This window comes from Acidovorax sp. Root219, assembly GCF_001428665.1.
Lineage (GTDB): Bacteria > Pseudomonadota > Gammaproteobacteria > Burkholderiales > Burkholderiaceae_C > Acidovorax.
Map to the genome: position 1 here is coordinate 534,544 of NZ_LMIJ01000011.1, position 15,155 is coordinate 549,698.

Genomic DNA, 15,155 nt, shown 5'->3' on the forward strand with positions numbered 1-15,155 from the left:
CGGCGTGCCCACGCAAGAACGGCCCTTCGGGGCCGTTTTTCATGCGCTGGCCTGGTTCAACAGGCGGCGCGGCAGCGCCTTCCGTCGGTCCAGGTCGCGCCTTCGAGCTGTGCCGCATCCAGGTCCACGTTGACCATCTTCGCGCCCGAGAGGTTGGCGCCGCGCAGGTCGGCCTGCTCCAGGTTCACGTTGACCAGCTCGGCGCCGCGCAGGTCGGCGCCCGAGAGGTTGGCGCGCGACAGGTCCACGTTGGTGAACTTGCGGCCGGCCAGCTGGGCGCCTGCGAAGTTGCGGCCCGAGAGGTCGCTGTTCACGTAGTCCCCGCTCTTGCCGCCCTTGCCGGGCTTGGCATTGGAGGAGTTGGTCACCGTGGTCGACGCGCCCTGCACCACCACGCGGCCGCTGCCGCCGCCGATGGTGGTTTCCACGCGGGCATTGCCGTCCGTGGCGGTGATGATCTGCTGGCCGTTGACGATCACCGAGGCGTTGTTGTCGCCGGCGATCACCGTACCAGAGCCATTGGAGGCCAGGTTGCGCTGGGCATGGGCCATGGGCATGCAGGCGGCCAGGGCGGCCAGGCCGACCAGTGCGCTGGCAAAGGTGTTGTTCGTCATGTGTCGGTTTCCTTCCGTCGGTTGTTCGATGGGCCGGTGTCCAGGCCCGCTCCTACCCAGGAGCGCGGGCTGGACTTTAAGGGGGTGTGGCGCTGGCGTCGGTAACAGGCGGTGTCCAACGTAAGCTGGTGAGATTCCACAGCGGGTCTTCGCTGCGCCGGGGGCGGTCGGACATCAGATCCCGGCCTTCCTTGCCGCCCGCGCCATCGGTCCTGGCGCTGATGCGCGCAGCCAGCTCTTCCATCCAGGCGGCGTCCACGCCGCGCGCCGAGTTGTCGCGCGACGAGCGGCTGAAGATCAGCGCCAGGAATTCGCGTGCGCTGCGCGATCCGCCGTCGGCTGCGCGCCGGTACAGCTGGATGGCCTGGGCGAAATCACGCTGCACGCCGCCCTTGCCCTGGTGGTACAGCTGCGCCAGTTGCAAGGTGGCATCGGCGTTGCCGTCGTCCGACAGGGTGCGCAGCCGGGCCAGGGTGGCCGATTCGCTGGAGCGGTTCTGGCGCTCCAGGCGCAGGTAGTTGGCGCGGGCCGGGTTGTACCCCTGTGCCGCCGACAGCACATACATCTCGCGCGCCCGCTCGACGCTGCCGTCGAGCTCCCAGGCCACGGCCAGGTCGTTCATGGCCAGGGGGTCCCCGTCCTGGGCGGCCTGCTCCAGCAGGCGGCGCGCGTCGCGCAGCTTGCGCGGGCCGGTGATCTGGCCTTCGAGCAGCGATTCGACATAGGTGGCGCGCACCAGGCCGGCCGCGCGGGCCTTCTGCAGCCATTCGCGGGCCACCGACAGGTCGCGCTGGCCGCCGGCATTGTCCACGCCCAGCAGGTAGCCATAGCCGGCCATGCCGCGCACGTCGCCGGCATCGGCGGCGCGGCTCCACCAGCGGCGCGCGGTGGTTGCGGCCTGGGGCAGGCCGGGGTTGGTGTGGTAATACATGCCGACCTGCACCATGGCGTCGGCATCGCCGGCGTTGGCTGCCTCGATCAGGCTGTTGAGCACCTGCTCGGTGTTGGCCGAGGGCAGACGCAGGGAGCCGCCGGGCGTCTGGGGCGTGCGGGCCGCACTGCCCTGGGGGGCCGAGGCCGGCTGCGAGGGCAACTGGATCACGGCCTGGGCGGCACCTGCGGCGACCGCGCAGCAGGCGGCCAGGGACCAGCGCAGGGCCGTCCTGCGTGCCCGGTCGGCGGGCGCGCCCTGGGGTTGCAGTGGGGCGGTTTTCATTTGCGGGGCCGGTTGGGGGTATTGCCGCGGATGGGCTCTGCGGCCGGGGCCTGCACGTTCCAGTCGAGCGAGGTGCTCATCACGCCGACGCCGGCCTGCTCGAAGGCGCCCTGCACCTGGGCCAGGCTGGTCACGCTCTTGATCGGCTCCAGGTTGGCGCTGGTCAGGGCGGCAGGGATCTGGCCCTTGAGCGGCTGGGCCGTCATGGCGCAGAACATGTTTTCGGTGCCGCCGCGTGCCGTCTCGATCAGGAAGGAGTTGGGCTTGCTGATGTCGGGGATCAGCACGCTGGTGCGCCCCTGCACGGTGGCCGATGGCTGCATCGGGTTCGGGTAGACCTGGCTGATGGAGCCGCCCGCGTCCTGGTAGTAGCAGTACAGGTAGCCGGTGCGCGGCGGCACCACTCGCACCACGATGGATTCGCCTACCTTGAGGTCGCGGTCCTTGCGGCCCACCATGCTCAGCGCAATGCTGCGCGGGTCGGGTTCGTTGGCCGGCAGGCCGCTGGGGCGTGCCACCAGCTTGTCATCGGCGTACTCGGGCTTGCGCAGCTTGCCTTCGGCCGACATGCCCACGAAGCTGCGCATCAGCCGGGTGTAGGTCTCGAAATTGACCACGCCCACGGGGGTCAGGTCCTGCGAGGCCTGGTACTGGGTGACAGCCTTGCGGAAGGCAGGCGAATCCGTGCCGTCGGCCGTGCCGTTCCAGATGCCATGGGTCTGCAGCACGCGCTGCGCCAGGGTCCAGCGCTCGGCCACGCTGGCCTCGTCGAACCAGGCGCGCATCTGGCGCAGGAACTCGGGGTGGTTCTGCTCGTAGTCGATGCAATCCCAGTACGGCACCTTGGCCCACTTGCCCACCAGTTCGATGGCGGCCAGGTCCACCAGCAGGCGGATGGCGGCGCCCGCGCCCTGGTTGTTGTCGGCCGCCACTTCGTACTGCACACCCACGCGGTAGATGTGCTTGGGCAGGCCCGTGGCCTTGGCGCCGATCTCCACCGCCTTGCCGCCGGTTGCCACAATGAGCTCGTTGGCCGACTCGATGCCCGAGTACAGCGTGCGCGTGTTCATGTCCCCCAGGTGCAGGTCCAGCCCGACTGCGCTGCCCAGCACGTCCCAGCTGTAGCCGGTGTCGGTAGCGGCGGTGGAAATCCCCAGGCTCTGGCGCTTGGAGACCACCGTCTTGTCGCCGAAGCTGATGGCGCCCGAGATGTAGATCTGCGGCTTGCGCAGCTCCATCTGGTTGTTGTTGAGCAGCAGGCTGGTGAGGGTCTGCACCGTGTCTTGGCGCAGGGCGTCCACCTCGTAGTCCACCACGCGAAAGGCCTGGCTGGTGCGCGACATGCGCGACAGGGCCGTGATCAGCATCTCCTTGGTGCCCGTGCTGAACAGGCCCGAGGGGTCGGGGATGGATTTGACGGCGATCAGCGTGGTGGGCGTGTTCTCGGCGGCCAGCATACGGTCCATGCAGGCCAGGCCTTCGCGCAGCACGGAGCCCGATTTGCTCGGCGTGACCAGGGGGGCCTGCTCCACGGTGCCCTGCTCGATGATGTTCACGCGGTCGCTCACATTGGGCTGTATGGCGCAGCCAGACATCAGTAGCGCCAGGCCCGACAGGGCCAGAAGGTGGCGCGGGCGGCGCGGGTGGTGGGTGCTGTTGTTGTTCTTCATGCTGGAAACCGATGGTGGTGGGGTTATTTGCAGAGATTGATCACGGGGCCCTGCACCACGATGACCTGGTCGTTGTTGGCAGTGCCGAAGCGGTTGCCGATGCCGCTGTCGCCCTCGGGCACCTTGGGCGCGCCGATGTTGGTGGCGCAGCTGCTGCCGCTGGGGCCGGTGACGAGCTTGCGGTCCACCGTGGCCAGGGTGTCCTCGGCGTCGATGCGGGTGCGCGAGAGCACATTGGTGACCTTGGTGCGCGAGGCGGGGTCGAGCCCGCTGCGCCCGGCCGGGGCCTTCTGGACGGGCGTCTGGGCCAGAACGGACGAAGACGCGGCAGCGGCGCAGGCGCCGGCCAGGCACAGCGCGGCGAGACAGTGGGTTTTCATGGGTGCTTCTCCTCTTTAGAACCTGTTCAAAGCCTTCTGCCGGATGGATCCGCAAAAGGTTTTGGACAGGTACTTCCAGGGCGCGCAGCAGCGCTACTGCACGCCTTGTTCTTCTGTCTTGAAGGTCAGGGCGCAGAACGCGCCACTGAATTACTTGCCGTCGTTGGAGGCGAGGTTCTGTTCGGCCTTGGAAGCACCGAAGGCCATGTTGGCGACGGCGCCGTTCTTCACGGAGACTTCCTGGTTGTTGTTGCCGCCGATCTTGACGTTGCCCTTGTTGGAAGCCAGGTTCTGCTTGGCAGTGGAAGCACCGAAGGCCATGTTGGCCACGGCGCCGTTTTGCACGGTCACCTTCTGGTTGTTATTGCCGCCGATTTTCACTTCTGCGTGGGCAGCGCCAGCGACGAGTACCAGAGCGGAAATAGCCAGTGCGAAAGTCTTTTGCATAATGAACTCCATTGATAACGATAAAAGAAAGGCGCCAAATCGATAATGGCTACCACGGGGAAATCCGGTTGATTTTCAATAACCGACCGGAGATTTTTGGCGGGATTACCTCCCGCCAATATTCACGACACTTTTCACGCCCTTGCCAGTGGCCTGGTTGACGACAGGGCCCTGGACCGATATGACCTGGCTGCCCGAGCCGGCGCCGGGCCCTGTGCGGGAGGCGATATTCAATTCGCTGTGGGCGCCGAAGGTGGCAGCGTTGAGCACGGTGCCACGCACCACCACCTGCTGCGAATTGCCGCTGATGACCTGGGCGCCCTGGGTGGACGAGATATTCATCACCGCGGTGCCGCCCGTGGCGGCCACGTTCGCGGCGCCGCCGCTCAGTTCGACGGTCTGTTGATTGCCGCCACTGTGGGCGAATGCGGGGGCCAATGCCACTGCCGCGATCCAGGGAGAAATCAGATGCTTCATTCCAGATGTCCAATCCACTGATGTTCTGCTTGCTGTTAATCGCATTCAGGTCGCTGCCTGTTTTGTGCCGCGCTGTGTTTGCGATTCGTTGGACGAAGATTAACAAGGAACTTTTTGATTTGTTCATGTCCAAGGGCAGTTTCAATCCCGTTCGTGACAAATTCATTAAATTCGCGTGGTTTTCGCAGAAGTCCCTCTATTTGCGGAAAACTTCTCGAAATCAGTCGATACGCCGCATTTGCGTTGAAACATATGCAACAAAATGAAAGAAAAACACAATATCCATGAGGTCAAAAGAACGTCTGGATGCAAATCACAAAAATACATACATATGTGACAACTGCATCTCGCGGGCTTTGGGGTGCTTTCGTGCAGGGGCTGCTCCCCTCATCTGTCGCAAAAATCTTTGTATCAGCTTTCGTCGGCGATCTGCGGGGGGGGGGGNTAAGGTCAATGGGCGGGGATGGCCGGCTATGCATGGTGGGCGAGAGCACCCCGACCCTCCTTCGCGGTTCACCGGCGTGGGGGGCATGGGCCTTTGCACGGTCGAATGCATGCATTGCAATTTGGCAATTTCTTCGTTGACCGTACGCACGCCAGCGCCATAGCATCCGGCGCCTCTCACCCACTTTATTGAAGGAGCCTTCATGGATGCATTTATGGGCACGATCATGCCGGTCGCGTTCCAATACGCGCCGCGCGGCTGGATGTTCTGCAATGGCCAAACGCTGCCCATTGCCCAGAATTCCGCACTGTTTTCACTGCTGGGGACGATGTATGGCGGTGATGGTCAGAACACTTTTGGCCTGCCGGATCTGCGGGGGAGGGTTCCTGTCGGCTCCCAGGGCCCCGGACCGGGCATCGCCACCGTCGCCCAGGGCGAAAAGGCGGGAACCAACAATGTCACCGTAATTGCCACGGGCGCGGCGACGGTGACGTTGGCCATTGCCAATCTGCCTGCCCACGACCATACGGCCACCGTGAATCCGACAGCGATCAAAACCACCTTGCAGGCATCCACCGGCACGACCGGTACCAGCACCTCTCCGGCCAATGGCTCCTACCTGAGTGCGTCGCCCGGCGGCCCCGGCAGTGCCTCCATTTACTGCCCTACGGTGACCGGGCCGGTCAACCTGGGTGGCGTCAGCACAGCGGCCGAGACGGGCGCTGTGACCGTGGGTACCACGGGGGGCGGCCAGCCACTGCAGGTACCCGTGCAGACGACCGCAACGGCATCCATCATGCAGCCCTACCTGGGTCTCAACTACATCATCTGCGTGGAAGGCATCTTCCCGTCTCGCAACTGAGGACAACTGGCGCCAGGCCCGGCATTAGCCCGAGCTGCGCGCCAGCCGCCACTGCTCCAGTTGCCGGTAGCACCGGTTCGCGTCGTCCAGGCGCTCGGGGGTTGGCGGGCTCGGTGCGGCGCTCGCTGGCGCAGGGTCTCCCTGGAACCGGCTGCCCGAATGTTTGGAGTGAAAGCCTGAGCGCGCCTGCAGCGTGGCCAGTTCAGTGGGGGTGCACTCCATCCCCAGGGTGTCCAGCAGCCCGTTCCAGATCACTTGGGGAAGCTGCCCATAGTCCATCAGGACCAGGTCTGAGGCGGCTGCCATCTCCAGCCCGCAGCGGTACAGGCTTTCGAGCACCCGGATCGCATGGCCGTCCAGGTCGCCGGGAGCCAGTTGCGGCGCGCCGGGCCTGTGCACCAGGTCCGCCAACCGCGACAGGTCGATCAGTCCCGGCACCATCTGCCGGCCACGCTGGCGCCGATGGGACGCCAGCACTTCATCGGGCTGGCGGTACAAAAACACGATGGGGGTGGCCGGAAACGCGGCCTGCACGAAGGGAATCCAGGGCAGGTGCCAGCAGTCGAGCTTGATGACCAGTTGCCGTTCGGCGGGGCTGCGCCGCTGCCCCAGGGCAGCCACCAGTCGCCTGAAGGTATGAGAGCCGCCGCTTTGCTCCGGGTGCCGGTGGTGCAGCCGGAAGAAGGCATCGAGCGCTGGGGGCTCCGACATCACGATGCACTGTGGCAAGGTGGCCAGCGCCTGCGTGAGCAGCGTGGAGCCGCAGCGCGAGACGTGGAAGATGAAGGCCGCCGGTGGCACGCTCTCGGGCAGATCGTCCAGCGCGGACAGGGGGGTGGTGCACACCTTGCGGTCTTGCGGCGCCTGCGACAGGATGCTGTCTTCGAAGAACGGCTCCACGAACCGCCTGTCTCCGAGGAATCGCCACGAGACGGTGGCGGGACCGTGGCCCAGGCTGACGGGAAACCAGCCATGCAACGACGCCAGTTGTCCCGGCGCTACCTCACGGCCGCGCAGCAGCGCCTGTTCTTCGAGCATGGGTTTCCTGCAGTCGGTCGGCCAATTGGATGCTGGTCGCATGGCTCCCAGCGCGCAGTGCGGCAATGATCTGCAGCACGTTGCCATCGTTGATGGACGGGTCGCCGTACGGGGGCGGGTCCCGCTGGACCCCGCCGGCCGCCTGAAAAATCTGCGCCAGCCAGGGGTTGGTCACGCAGTCGATCATGAGGTGGATGCGGGCCTGCGGGCTGCGGTTCTCCGCGCCGTGCAGGCAGCTGGCATTGAGGTACCAGGCGCTGCCTGCGGAGAAATGGATTTCCTCCCCGTCGATGCGGAAGGTGGCCAGCGGCGAGGTCTGCACGGGGATGTGCAGGCGCGTCAGGCCGTCTTCGAGCGCTCCACCTTCGTCCCGGTGCTCGTGGATGACACCCCCCGCCTCCAGCGACATCAGGCGGATGGAAGTCTTGTCACAGTGAAACTGGTCTATGGCATGGCGGAAGTACGGGCAGCGCTCCAGGATCGAGGTGTCCTCGAAGTGGCCGCTTTCCACCGGCATGATGTGGTCCGTGCGGCCATCCACGGAGCGCAGCGGCGCACAGCTCCAGCCCTTTTCGTAGGCGGAGGTGTTGAAGTGGCCGATCCATTCGGACGCGGCCACGCGGCGCAGGTCCTCCTGCAGGCGTGCCAAGTCGAAGGAAAAAGGCAGCTTCAGGTAAGGGGTGGGTGCCGTGACAGTGTTCATGTGCAATCGCCGTGCCAGACCATCCGCGCGAGCATATCGTCCTGCGAGGTGGTGGTGAACCCGAGCTTCGCATAAAGGCGCCGCGCTGCCTGGTTGGTGTGGCTGACGCTCAGGCTGAGCGGCAGCCCGCGCGCCAGGGCGTGCGCCTGCAGAGCGGACAGCGCGGCCGTCGCCGCGCCGCTGCGGCGGGCCTCTGGCAGCACGGCGATGTCGACCAGGTGCAATTGCGCGGGCGAGGCATCCACCACCATGCGGCCGATGGGATGGCCCGATTGCAGCAGCAGCCACTGGCGGGCCTGGGGGAAGTGCTGGCGAAATCCCATCTCCTGTGCGTTCTGCTGCATGGCCATCAACTGCTGCAGCAGCGCGGTGTCCGCCATGGCCTGCTGCAGGTCCTCGCGGCTCGAAAAGTACAGCGCCTGCAGGAACCCGTGGTCCGCATCGGTCCTCTCTCGCAGGGCAAATGGTTCTGGCAATAGGTACACAGTGGATTACCGGCGGTACGATGTTTGGGCAGATCGTGGAAACCTGCCCATTCTGGCAAGGGAATGGGCGGTGTCCAAATTTTGAATCACTCTCCTACGAACGCAACCGATGAGTACCACTTTTGAACCTGTCAGCGCTGTGGTGGGCAGCCGCTTCGTCGCGCATACCCAGCATGGTCCCGTGGAACTGGTCCTGACAGAGGCCACGGAGCGTGAACGTGGCCATCTGCCCGAGCAGTTTCGCACCCCATTCTCCCTGCTGTTCCATGGCCCCGACCAGCCCAGGCTGTCGCAGGACACCTACACCCTGGACCACTCTGAACTGGGCCGCGTGCAGTGGATGCTGGTGCCGGTCATGCCCGATACCAGGACGCCGAACGTGGCGCGCTATGAGGCGCTGTTCGGCTAGACGCCGGGGCCATGGCGCGCGGTCTTGTCCCAACGGCGTGCAGGGATTTGGGTGATCCTGCGCCCGTGGGGGACCGCCGCTTTCCAACCTGGATCGCAAAGCTGTCTCACCCAACTAAGCAGATTCGCTTACTAGGGTTTTTACCGAACGCGGCCTACAATCCCTTCCCCCGGAACGTGTAAGCATGTTCCTACAAGAGCTGACTGACCCCTTGCGCACCCCCCAAGCTGGAGACAATTGAATGCCCGAGAACACCACGGCCGAGAACAACAACAACCATCCGGACAAGCGCGCCCAGCTGCGCCGTGCCGCTCTCGAGTACCACGAGTTTCCCAAGCCCGGCAAGATCGCGATCGCTGCCACCAAGCAGATGATCAACCAGCACGACCTCGCGCTGGCCTACTCGCCCGGCGTGGCCGCGCCCTGCGAGGAGATCGTCAAGGACCCCAACGCTGCCTTCAAGTACACCGCACGCGGCAACCTCGTCGGCGTGGTGACCAACGGCACGGCCGTGCTGGGCCTGGGTGACATCGGAGCGCTGGCGGGCAAGCCGGTGATGGAGGGCAAGGCCGTCCTGTTCAAGAAGTTCTCGGGCATTGACGTGTTTGACATCGAGATCAACGAGAAGGACCCCGAGAAGCTGGTCGAGATCATCGCCAGCCTGGAGCCGACCTTCGGCGGCATCAACCTCGAAGACATCAAGGCGCCCGACTGCTTTTACGTCGAGCGCAAGCTGCGCGAGCGCATGAAGATCCCGGTCTTCCACGACGACCAGCACGGCACGGCCATCGTGGTGGGCGCGGCCATCCTCAACGGCCTGAAGGTGGCCGGCAAGAACCCCGAGGACGTCAAGCTCGTGACGTCGGGCGCCGGTGCTGCCGCCCTGGCGTGCCTGGGCCTGCTGGTCAAGCTGGGTATCCGGCGCGAAAACATCTGGGTGACCGACCTGGCCGGCGTGGTCTACGACGGCCGCACCGAACTCATGGACGAGGACAAGATCCAGTTCGTGCAGAAGACCTCGGCGCGCACGCTCTCCGAGGTGATCGAGAACGCCGACGTGTTCCTGGGCCTGTCCGCCGGCGGTGTGCTCAAGCAGGACATGGTGCGCAAGATGGCCCCGCGCCCGCTGATCTTTGCGCTGGCCAACCCCAACCCCGAGATCCAGCCGGAAGACGTGAAGGCCGTGCGCGACGACGCCATCATGGCCACGGGCCGTACGGACTACCCCAACCAGGTCAACAACGTCCTGTGCTTCCCCTACATCTTCCGCGGGGCCCTGGACAGCGGCGCCACCACCATCACGCTGGAGATGGAGATCGCGGCGGTGCACGCCATCGCCCAGCTGGCACAGGCCGAGCAGAGCGAAGTGGTGGCCGCTGCCTATGTGGGTGAGCAACTGGCCTTCGGCCCCGAGTACCTGATCCCCAAGCCCTTCGATCCGCGGCTGATGATGATGATCGCGCCGGCCGTGGCCCAGGCCGCCGCCGACAGCGGCGTGGCCCTGCGCCCCATCACCGACATGGACGCCTACCGCGACCAGCTGCAAAGCTTCGTCTATGCCTCGGGCACGATGATGAAGCCGATCTTCGCTGCCGCCAAGGCTGCCACGAAGAAGCGCGTGGCGTATGCCGAAGGCGAGGAAGAGCGCGTGTTGCGTGCCGCCCAGATCGTGGTCGACGAGCGCATCGCACGCCCCACGCTGATCGGCCGCCCAGCGGTGATCGCCGAGCGCATCGAGAAGTTCGGCCTGCGCCTGCGCGAAGGGACGGACTACGACATCGTCAACGTCGAGCAGGACCACCGCTACCGCGACTTCTGGCAGACCTACCACCGCATGACCGAGCGCAAGGGCGTGACGGTGCAGATCGCCAAGATCGAGATGCGCCGGCGCCTGGCGCTGATCGGTTCCATGCTGCTGCACAAGGGTGAGGTCGACGGCCTGATCGTGGGCACCTGGGGCCACACATCGCTGCACCTGAACTACATCGACCAGGTGATCGGCAAGCGCGCCGGCGTGTGCACCTATGCCTGCATGAACGGCCTGTTGCTGCCCGATCGCCAGGTGTTCCTGGTGGACACGCACGTCAACTACGACCCCACGGCCGAGCAACTGGCCGAGATCACCGTGATGGCGGCCGAAGAGATGATGCGCTTTGGCATCAAGCCGCGCGCCGCCCTGCTGTCGCACTCCAACTTCGGCAGCAGCAACCAGCCCAGCGCGGTGAAGATGCGCCAGACCCTGGAGCTGCTGCGCGTGCAGGCCCCCTGGCTCGAAGTCGATGGCGAGATGCATGGCGACGTGGCCCTCGACGGCAAGGCCCGCGCGGCCATCATGCCGCACAGCGATCTCATTGGCGACGCCAATCTGCTCGTGCTGCCCAATATTGATGCAGCCAATATTTCCTACAACCTGCTCAAGACGGCTGCGGGTGGCAACATCGCCATCGGCCCCGTGCTGCTGGGTGCGGCGCAGCCGGTGCACATCCTGACGGCAAGCGCCACCGTGCGCCGTATCGTGAACATGACAGCCCTTACCGTGGCCGATGCGAACGCATCGCGATAAGCCATTGATAGATAGCAAGCACTAACTTATATTGCTTGCAACACCCCCCAGCGCCTGCCCAATCTTTGTGCAGGCGCTTGCTTTTTGGGGACCATTGAGTCACACTACGGGCTCGAAATTTCGGGTTAACCCGTAGTTTCTGAAAGGTGTTGTTGATGCTGAAGGCTGTAGCCACCCGGGCGCGCAAAGCAGGGTTTTTGTGTGTGGTGGGTGTTGCGTTTGCTCTTTCCCCGGTGGTGGGGCAGGCCCGCCAATCCCCCTCCACCCACGGTTCGACCACCCCTATCGCACTGGCCGAGTTGCCGCCCCAGGGGCGTGCAACGTATGCGCTGATCCGTGAAGGAGGCCCGTTTCCGTACGACAAGGACGGATCGGTTTTCGGCAATCGAGAACGGCTGTTGCCCGCCCAAAAGCGTGGCCACTACCGTGAGTACACCGTCAGAACACCAGGTTCGCGCGACCGGGGAGCCCGGCGTATCGTGTGTGGCGGCAAGCCCCGGGTACCGGACGCCTGCTACTACACCAGCGACCACTACGCTAGTTTTCGCGAAATCATCGAAAAATGACGCCCGACGCACCACGTACCGGCCGGTCTTTCCGGCGGTGAGCGGTGCGCGCTCTTGAATCCCCCAACCGGCAGTCGGCCCCCGTGGACTGGCGGATACCCGAAGTTTTTGGACTTTATAAAGAAAGAGTAGCGGAGATGCAGACGCCACTTCGTAAAGACCTGGAAACGCCACTTCGTGGCGTGCGCACCAACATCGTGCAGTCCATTCGCGCCTTCCGCGTGCAGGACCTGCAGGATGCAGCCACTTCCCTGGGTCAACATTTCCTTTATGCCAATCTGGCCCATGCGCAGTCCAAGCAGGATGTGCTGGACCTGATTGCAGGACAGTTCACCTTCCCGTCGCACTTCGGCAAGAACTTCGACGCGTTGTACGACTGCATGACGGATCCCTTGCACAAATCGGGCCCGCAGCCCGGCTTCATCGTGGTGCTGGAGCAGATCCCGGCCACGGGCAAGTTCGACAAGGAAGCGCGTGAGCAGCTTCTGGACATCTTCCGCGACGCTGCCGACTACTGGGGCGACCGCAAGATCCCGTTCCGCTGTTTCTATTCTTTTCTGTAGCCCGTTCTGCATCCACCAGCCAAGCAGAACGGGCGAACGAGGCTAACGAAGCACAGACCAAGGTCCAGGGCATCGAGATCCCCGCCGACCCCGCCGCCGAAAAGATGCCCACTGACAAGTTGGTGGACGTGTCCCCCCTGGCGCTGCGCATGAGCAGCCCCTTCAACGCGGGCTACTGGCTCAGCGCGGCATGATCCTGCCGCCTTAGGCGGCAGTTCCTCAGCACCCCACCCCGACGCCTGCAAGGCAGGCCTGGGTGCGGTGTCTCCAATCAGGTGCTCTGGCCCATCGCGGCAGCCAAGGCCACATACTCGGCCACAGGCACCTCTTCGGCGCGGCGCTGCACGTCGAACACGCCCGGGTAAGCCTTGGCTTCGAGCCAGCGGCCCAGGGTGTGGCGCAGCAGCTTGCGGCGCTGGCTGAAGGCCACCTGCACCAGTTCTTCCAGCAGGCGCTCGTTCAGGGCGACCGGAGCCTCCCGGGGCACCATGCGCACCACGGCGCTGTCCACGCGCGGGGGCGGGTCGAAGCTCTCGGGCGGCACGAACAGCACGTTCTCCATGGCGTAACGCCACTGCAGCATCACCGACAGGCGGCCATAGTCCGAGGTGGACGGATGGGCCACCATGCGGTCGATGACTTCCTTTTGCAGCATGAAATGCTGGTCTTCGATCACCGCCACGTGCGCCAGCAGGTGGAACAGGATGGGCGTGGAGATGTTGTAGGGCAGATTGCCCACCACCCGCAGCTTCAGGGCCGGCTGTTCCACGCGCGCGCGCCAGTCCTGCGCCAGCTGCGTGAAGTCGACCTTGAGCACATCGGACTCGATGACTTCGAGCTGCCCGTGCAGCCGCAGGCGCAGCGCCAGGTCGCGGTCGAGCTCGATCACAGTGAGGCGCCCCAGGCGCTCCACCAGCGGCTGCGTCAGCGCGGCCAGCCCCGGCCCGATCTCCACCATGGGCTGGCCCGCCTGCGGCGCAATCGCGTCCACGATGCCATCGATGATGCCCTTGTCGGACAGGAAATGCTGGCCGAAGCGCTTGCGGGGAATGTGTTTCATATCAACTGCAGGGTGCACGTGGCACCTATCGGCCCGCGTGGGGAAAGAAGCAAAGCGCCCAGATGCTGAGCGCGTTTCGGCGAATGATGCACCATTCGCAGATGCGGGGCTGCTGGGCCAGTGATCCCGAGACCCTGCCGGCGGAGCTCACCTGATCGATCACCCACAGTGCGTGGTCCGAGGGCGGGACGGCCGCAGCGCCGGGCCGCCCCAAGCAAGGCCAGCCCCCTCGGGGAGCGTGGGGGCCCTACTGCGGTGGTTCGCGGTACTCGACATAGGCGCGGCCGCGCAGTTCCTGCGCCCAGGTGGCGTAGGCCTCTTCCAGCTTCTTCTCGCGCACGGCGTCGCGCACCATGTCGCGCTGTTCTCGCTGCGTGAGCTTGGCTTCGCGGCGTTCCATGAGCTGGATCAGGTGCACACCAAAGCGCGAGACCAGGGGTTCGCTTATATCGCCCGGCTTGAGCGTGCTGAGCGCCTGCTCGAATTCGGGCACATAGCGGCCGGGGCTGGCCCAGCCCAGGTCGCCGCCCTGCTTGGCGCTGCCATCCACCGAGTTGTCGCGCGCCAGGGTCGCAAAATCGGCCTGGCCGGCCAGAATGCGGCGGCGGTAGTCGGACAGCCGGGCGGCGGCGGCCGCCTCAGTCAGCTGCGCGCTCGGGCGCAGCAGGATGTGGCGCGCATGGTTCTGCACCACGGTCGATGGCAGGCCGGCGACATTGCGCTCCACCACCTTGAGGATGTGAAAGCCCGCCGGCGAGCGCACGGGGCCCACGATGCCGCCCACGGGCAGGCCCTGCACGGAGTTGACGAACAGATCGGGGTAGCGGTCGGCCGGACGCAGGCCCAGCAGGCCGCCGGCGCGCTTGCCTTCGGGCGCGTCGGAGAACTCGGCCGCCACGGCGGCAAAGTCGCTGCCTGCTGCACGCGCCTTGTCGGCCGCGCTCTGTGCGCGGGCCTGCAACTGGGCCACCTGGGTGGGCGTGGCGTTCTCGGGCACCAGGATAAGCACGTGGCCCAGGTTGATTTCCATGGCCGAGGCATCGGCGCCCGATTGCTGCTCGCGCAGGAACTGGTCGATGTCCTGGTCGCTGACCTTGACCTTGGCGTCCACATCGCGCTCGCGCAGGCGCTGTATCAGCAACTGGCTGCGCAGCTCTTCGCGAAAGCGCTCCTTGCTCGTGCCATCGCGGGCCAAGCGCCGGTGCATGTCGTCCAGCGTCATCCCGTTCTGCTGGGCAATGTTCTGCTCGGCCTGGTTGAGGGCGAAATCCTCGACTTTCACGCCGCTTTCCTTGGCCAACTGCATCTGGGCCTTCTCGATGATCAGGCGTTCGAGCACCTCGCGCGCCAGCAGCTCGCGCGGCGGGCGGTTGCCGCCCTGCTGCTGGGCCAGCTGCTGTTCGGCCCGCGCCAGGCGCGCGCGCACTTCGTTGTTGGTGACGGGCTCGGAGTTGACCACCGCCACGATGAAGTCGGCCGATTGCGGTCCCTGCGCCGCTGCAGGTGCCGGCAGGCTCAGGGCCGGGGCGGCGGCCGGACGGCCGATGCCGGCCCCGGCGCTGCCCGGCATGCGCAGGCCCTGCGCGAATGCGCCCCCACAGGCGAGGCTGGTCAGGCAGGCAAGTGCCAGTGCGGATACACGGTGGTTCATGGCGGT

At 65.5% G+C, this 15,155-nt stretch carries 16 protein-coding genes; 5 read left to right on the forward strand and 11 right to left on the reverse strand.

The window, feature by feature from the left end:
• Positions 1-56 precede the first annotated feature (56 nt).
• The 6 genes from ASE28_RS33445 to ASE28_RS13280 form a co-directional block, all read right to left on the reverse strand.
• Complete coding sequence (locus tag ASE28_RS33445) at positions 57-614, reverse strand: pentapeptide repeat-containing protein (protein ID WP_057266926.1); 558 nt, start codon at positions 612-614, stop codon at positions 57-59.
• Between the two features lie 76 nt (positions 615-690).
• Complete coding sequence (locus tag ASE28_RS13260; RefSeq protein WP_057266927.1) at positions 691-1,830, reverse strand: tetratricopeptide repeat protein; 1,140 nt, start codon at positions 1,828-1,830, stop codon at positions 691-693.
• Positions 1,827-3,500, reverse strand: a complete 1,674-nt coding sequence (locus ASE28_RS13265) for a DUF4384 domain-containing protein (protein WP_057266928.1) — start codon at positions 3,498-3,500, stop codon at positions 1,827-1,829. Before ASE28_RS13265 ends, ASE28_RS13260 begins: the two co-directional genes overlap by 4 nt.
• Positions 3,501-3,523: 23 nt before the next feature.
• On the reverse strand, positions 3,524-3,880 hold the full coding sequence (locus tag ASE28_RS13270; RefSeq protein WP_057266929.1) for a hypothetical protein: 357 nt from the start codon (positions 3,878-3,880) through the stop codon (positions 3,524-3,526).
• A 150-nt stretch (positions 3,881-4,030) separates the two neighbouring features.
• Positions 4,031-4,327, reverse strand: coding sequence for a hypothetical protein (locus ASE28_RS13275; RefSeq protein WP_200961075.1), 297 nt, complete (start codon positions 4,325-4,327; stop codon positions 4,031-4,033).
• A 105-nt stretch (positions 4,328-4,432) separates the two neighbouring features.
• A complete protein-coding gene (locus ASE28_RS13280) occupies positions 4,433-4,804 on the reverse strand; it encodes a hypothetical protein (protein ID WP_057200507.1) in 372 nt (123 codons plus the stop codon).
• 647 nt (positions 4,805-5,451) lie between these two features.
• Between ASE28_RS13280 and ASE28_RS13285 the strand changes: the two genes are divergently transcribed.
• A complete protein-coding gene (locus tag ASE28_RS13285) occupies positions 5,452-6,111 on the forward strand; it encodes a phage tail protein (RefSeq protein WP_057200508.1) in 660 nt (219 codons plus the stop codon).
• Between the two features lie 24 nt (positions 6,112-6,135).
• Here ASE28_RS13285 and ASE28_RS13290 read toward each other — a convergent pair whose 3' ends face one another.
• From ASE28_RS13290 to ASE28_RS13300, 3 genes are read right to left on the reverse strand one after another with little or no spacing between them, the layout of a single operon-like run.
• Positions 6,136-7,149: a sulfotransferase family protein gene (locus tag ASE28_RS13290; protein WP_057266930.1), complete on the reverse strand. Its 1,014-nt coding sequence runs from the start codon at positions 7,147-7,149 to the stop codon at positions 6,136-6,138.
• Positions 7,115-7,852: an aspartyl/asparaginyl beta-hydroxylase domain-containing protein gene (locus ASE28_RS13295; protein ID WP_057200510.1), complete on the reverse strand. Its 738-nt coding sequence runs from the start codon at positions 7,850-7,852 to the stop codon at positions 7,115-7,117. The genes ASE28_RS13290 and ASE28_RS13295 overlap by 35 nt, the downstream gene beginning before the upstream one ends.
• Positions 7,849-8,328: an N-acetyltransferase gene (locus ASE28_RS13300; protein WP_057200511.1), complete on the reverse strand. Its 480-nt coding sequence runs from the start codon at positions 8,326-8,328 to the stop codon at positions 7,849-7,851. Before ASE28_RS13300 ends, ASE28_RS13295 begins: the two co-directional genes overlap by 4 nt.
• A 118-nt stretch (positions 8,329-8,446) precedes the next feature.
• Between ASE28_RS13300 and ASE28_RS13305 the strand changes: the two genes are divergently transcribed.
• From ASE28_RS13305 to ASE28_RS13315, 4 genes are all read left to right on the forward strand, one after another.
• The gene (locus ASE28_RS13305; RefSeq protein ID WP_057200512.1) at positions 8,447-8,746 is read left to right on the forward strand and encodes a hypothetical protein; all 300 of its coding nucleotides are present in this window, start codon (positions 8,447-8,449) and stop codon (positions 8,744-8,746) included.
• Positions 8,747-8,987: 241 nt separating this feature from the next.
• Entirely contained in the window at positions 8,988-11,309 is a 2,322-nt protein-coding gene (locus ASE28_RS13310) for an NADP-dependent malic enzyme (RefSeq protein ID WP_057266931.1), read from the forward strand.
• 155 nt (positions 11,310-11,464) lie between these two features.
• Positions 11,465-11,875, forward strand: coding sequence for a ribonuclease domain-containing protein (locus tag ASE28_RS31395; protein WP_082608074.1), 411 nt, complete (start codon positions 11,465-11,467; stop codon positions 11,873-11,875).
• Between the two features lie 137 nt (positions 11,876-12,012).
• Positions 12,013-12,438: a barstar family protein gene (locus tag ASE28_RS13315; protein ID WP_057200514.1), complete on the forward strand. Its 426-nt coding sequence runs from the start codon at positions 12,013-12,015 to the stop codon at positions 12,436-12,438.
• 271 nt (positions 12,439-12,709) lie between these two features.
• On the opposite strand, the gene rsmA is transcribed toward ASE28_RS13315, so the two are convergent.
• On the reverse strand, positions 12,710-13,498 hold the full coding sequence (gene rsmA / locus ASE28_RS13320; protein WP_057266932.1) for a 16S rRNA (adenine(1518)-N(6)/adenine(1519)-N(6))-dimethyltransferase RsmA: 789 nt from the start codon (positions 13,496-13,498) through the stop codon (positions 12,710-12,712).
• A gap of 247 nt (positions 13,499-13,745) precedes the next feature.
• Positions 13,746-15,149 (reverse strand): peptidylprolyl isomerase, encoded by a 1,404-nt coding sequence (locus ASE28_RS13325; RefSeq protein WP_057200516.1) that lies wholly within the window; start codon positions 15,147-15,149, stop codon positions 13,746-13,748.
• Between the last annotated feature and the right edge of the window lie 6 nt (positions 15,150-15,155).

What these genes read in the sequence shown, in the direction of transcription:
- ASE28_RS13280 (WP_057200507.1), bottom strand. Translation starts at nt 4,804, where the DNA reads ATGAAGCATCTGATTTCTCCCTGGATCGCGGCAGTGGCATTGGCCCCC.
- ASE28_RS31395 (WP_082608074.1), top strand. Translation starts at nt 11,465, where the DNA reads ATGCTGAAGGCTGTAGCCACCCGGGCGCGCAAAGCAGGGTTTTTGTGT.
- ASE28_RS13270 (WP_057266929.1), bottom strand. Translation starts at nt 3,880, where the DNA reads ATGAAAACCCACTGTCTCGCCGCGCTGTGCCTGGCCGGCGCCTGCGCC.
- rsmA (WP_057266932.1), bottom strand. Translation starts at nt 13,498, where the DNA reads ATGAAACACATTCCCCGCAAGCGCTTCGGCCAGCATTTCCTGTCCGAC.
- ASE28_RS13285 (WP_057200508.1), top strand. Translation starts at nt 5,452, where the DNA reads ATGGATGCATTTATGGGCACGATCATGCCGGTCGCGTTCCAATACGCG.
- ASE28_RS13305 (WP_057200512.1), top strand. Translation starts at nt 8,447, where the DNA reads ATGAGTACCACTTTTGAACCTGTCAGCGCTGTGGTGGGCAGCCGCTTC.
- ASE28_RS13265 (WP_057266928.1), bottom strand. Translation starts at nt 3,500, where the DNA reads ATGAAGAACAACAACAGCACCCACCACCCGCGCCGCCCGCGCCACCTT.
- ASE28_RS13275 (WP_200961075.1), bottom strand. Translation starts at nt 4,327, where the DNA reads ATGCAAAAGACTTTCGCACTGGCTATTTCCGCTCTGGTACTCGTCGCT.
- ASE28_RS13310 (WP_057266931.1), top strand. Translation starts at nt 8,988, where the DNA reads ATGCCCGAGAACACCACGGCCGAGAACAACAACAACCATCCGGACAAG.
- ASE28_RS13295 (WP_057200510.1), bottom strand. Translation starts at nt 7,852, where the DNA reads ATGAACACTGTCACGGCACCCACCCCTTACCTGAAGCTGCCTTTTTCC.
- ASE28_RS13290 (WP_057266930.1), bottom strand. Translation starts at nt 7,149, where the DNA reads ATGCTCGAAGAACAGGCGCTGCTGCGCGGCCGTGAGGTAGCGCCGGGA.
- ASE28_RS13325 (WP_057200516.1), bottom strand. Translation starts at nt 15,149, where the DNA reads ATGAACCACCGTGTATCCGCACTGGCACTTGCCTGCCTGACCAGCCTC.
- ASE28_RS13315 (WP_057200514.1), top strand. Translation starts at nt 12,013, where the DNA reads ATGCAGACGCCACTTCGTAAAGACCTGGAAACGCCACTTCGTGGCGTG.
- ASE28_RS13260 (WP_057266927.1), bottom strand. Translation starts at nt 1,830, where the DNA reads ATGAAAACCGCCCCACTGCAACCCCAGGGCGCGCCCGCCGACCGGGCA.
- ASE28_RS33445 (WP_057266926.1), bottom strand. Translation starts at nt 614, where the DNA reads ATGACGAACAACACCTTTGCCAGCGCACTGGTCGGCCTGGCCGCCCTG.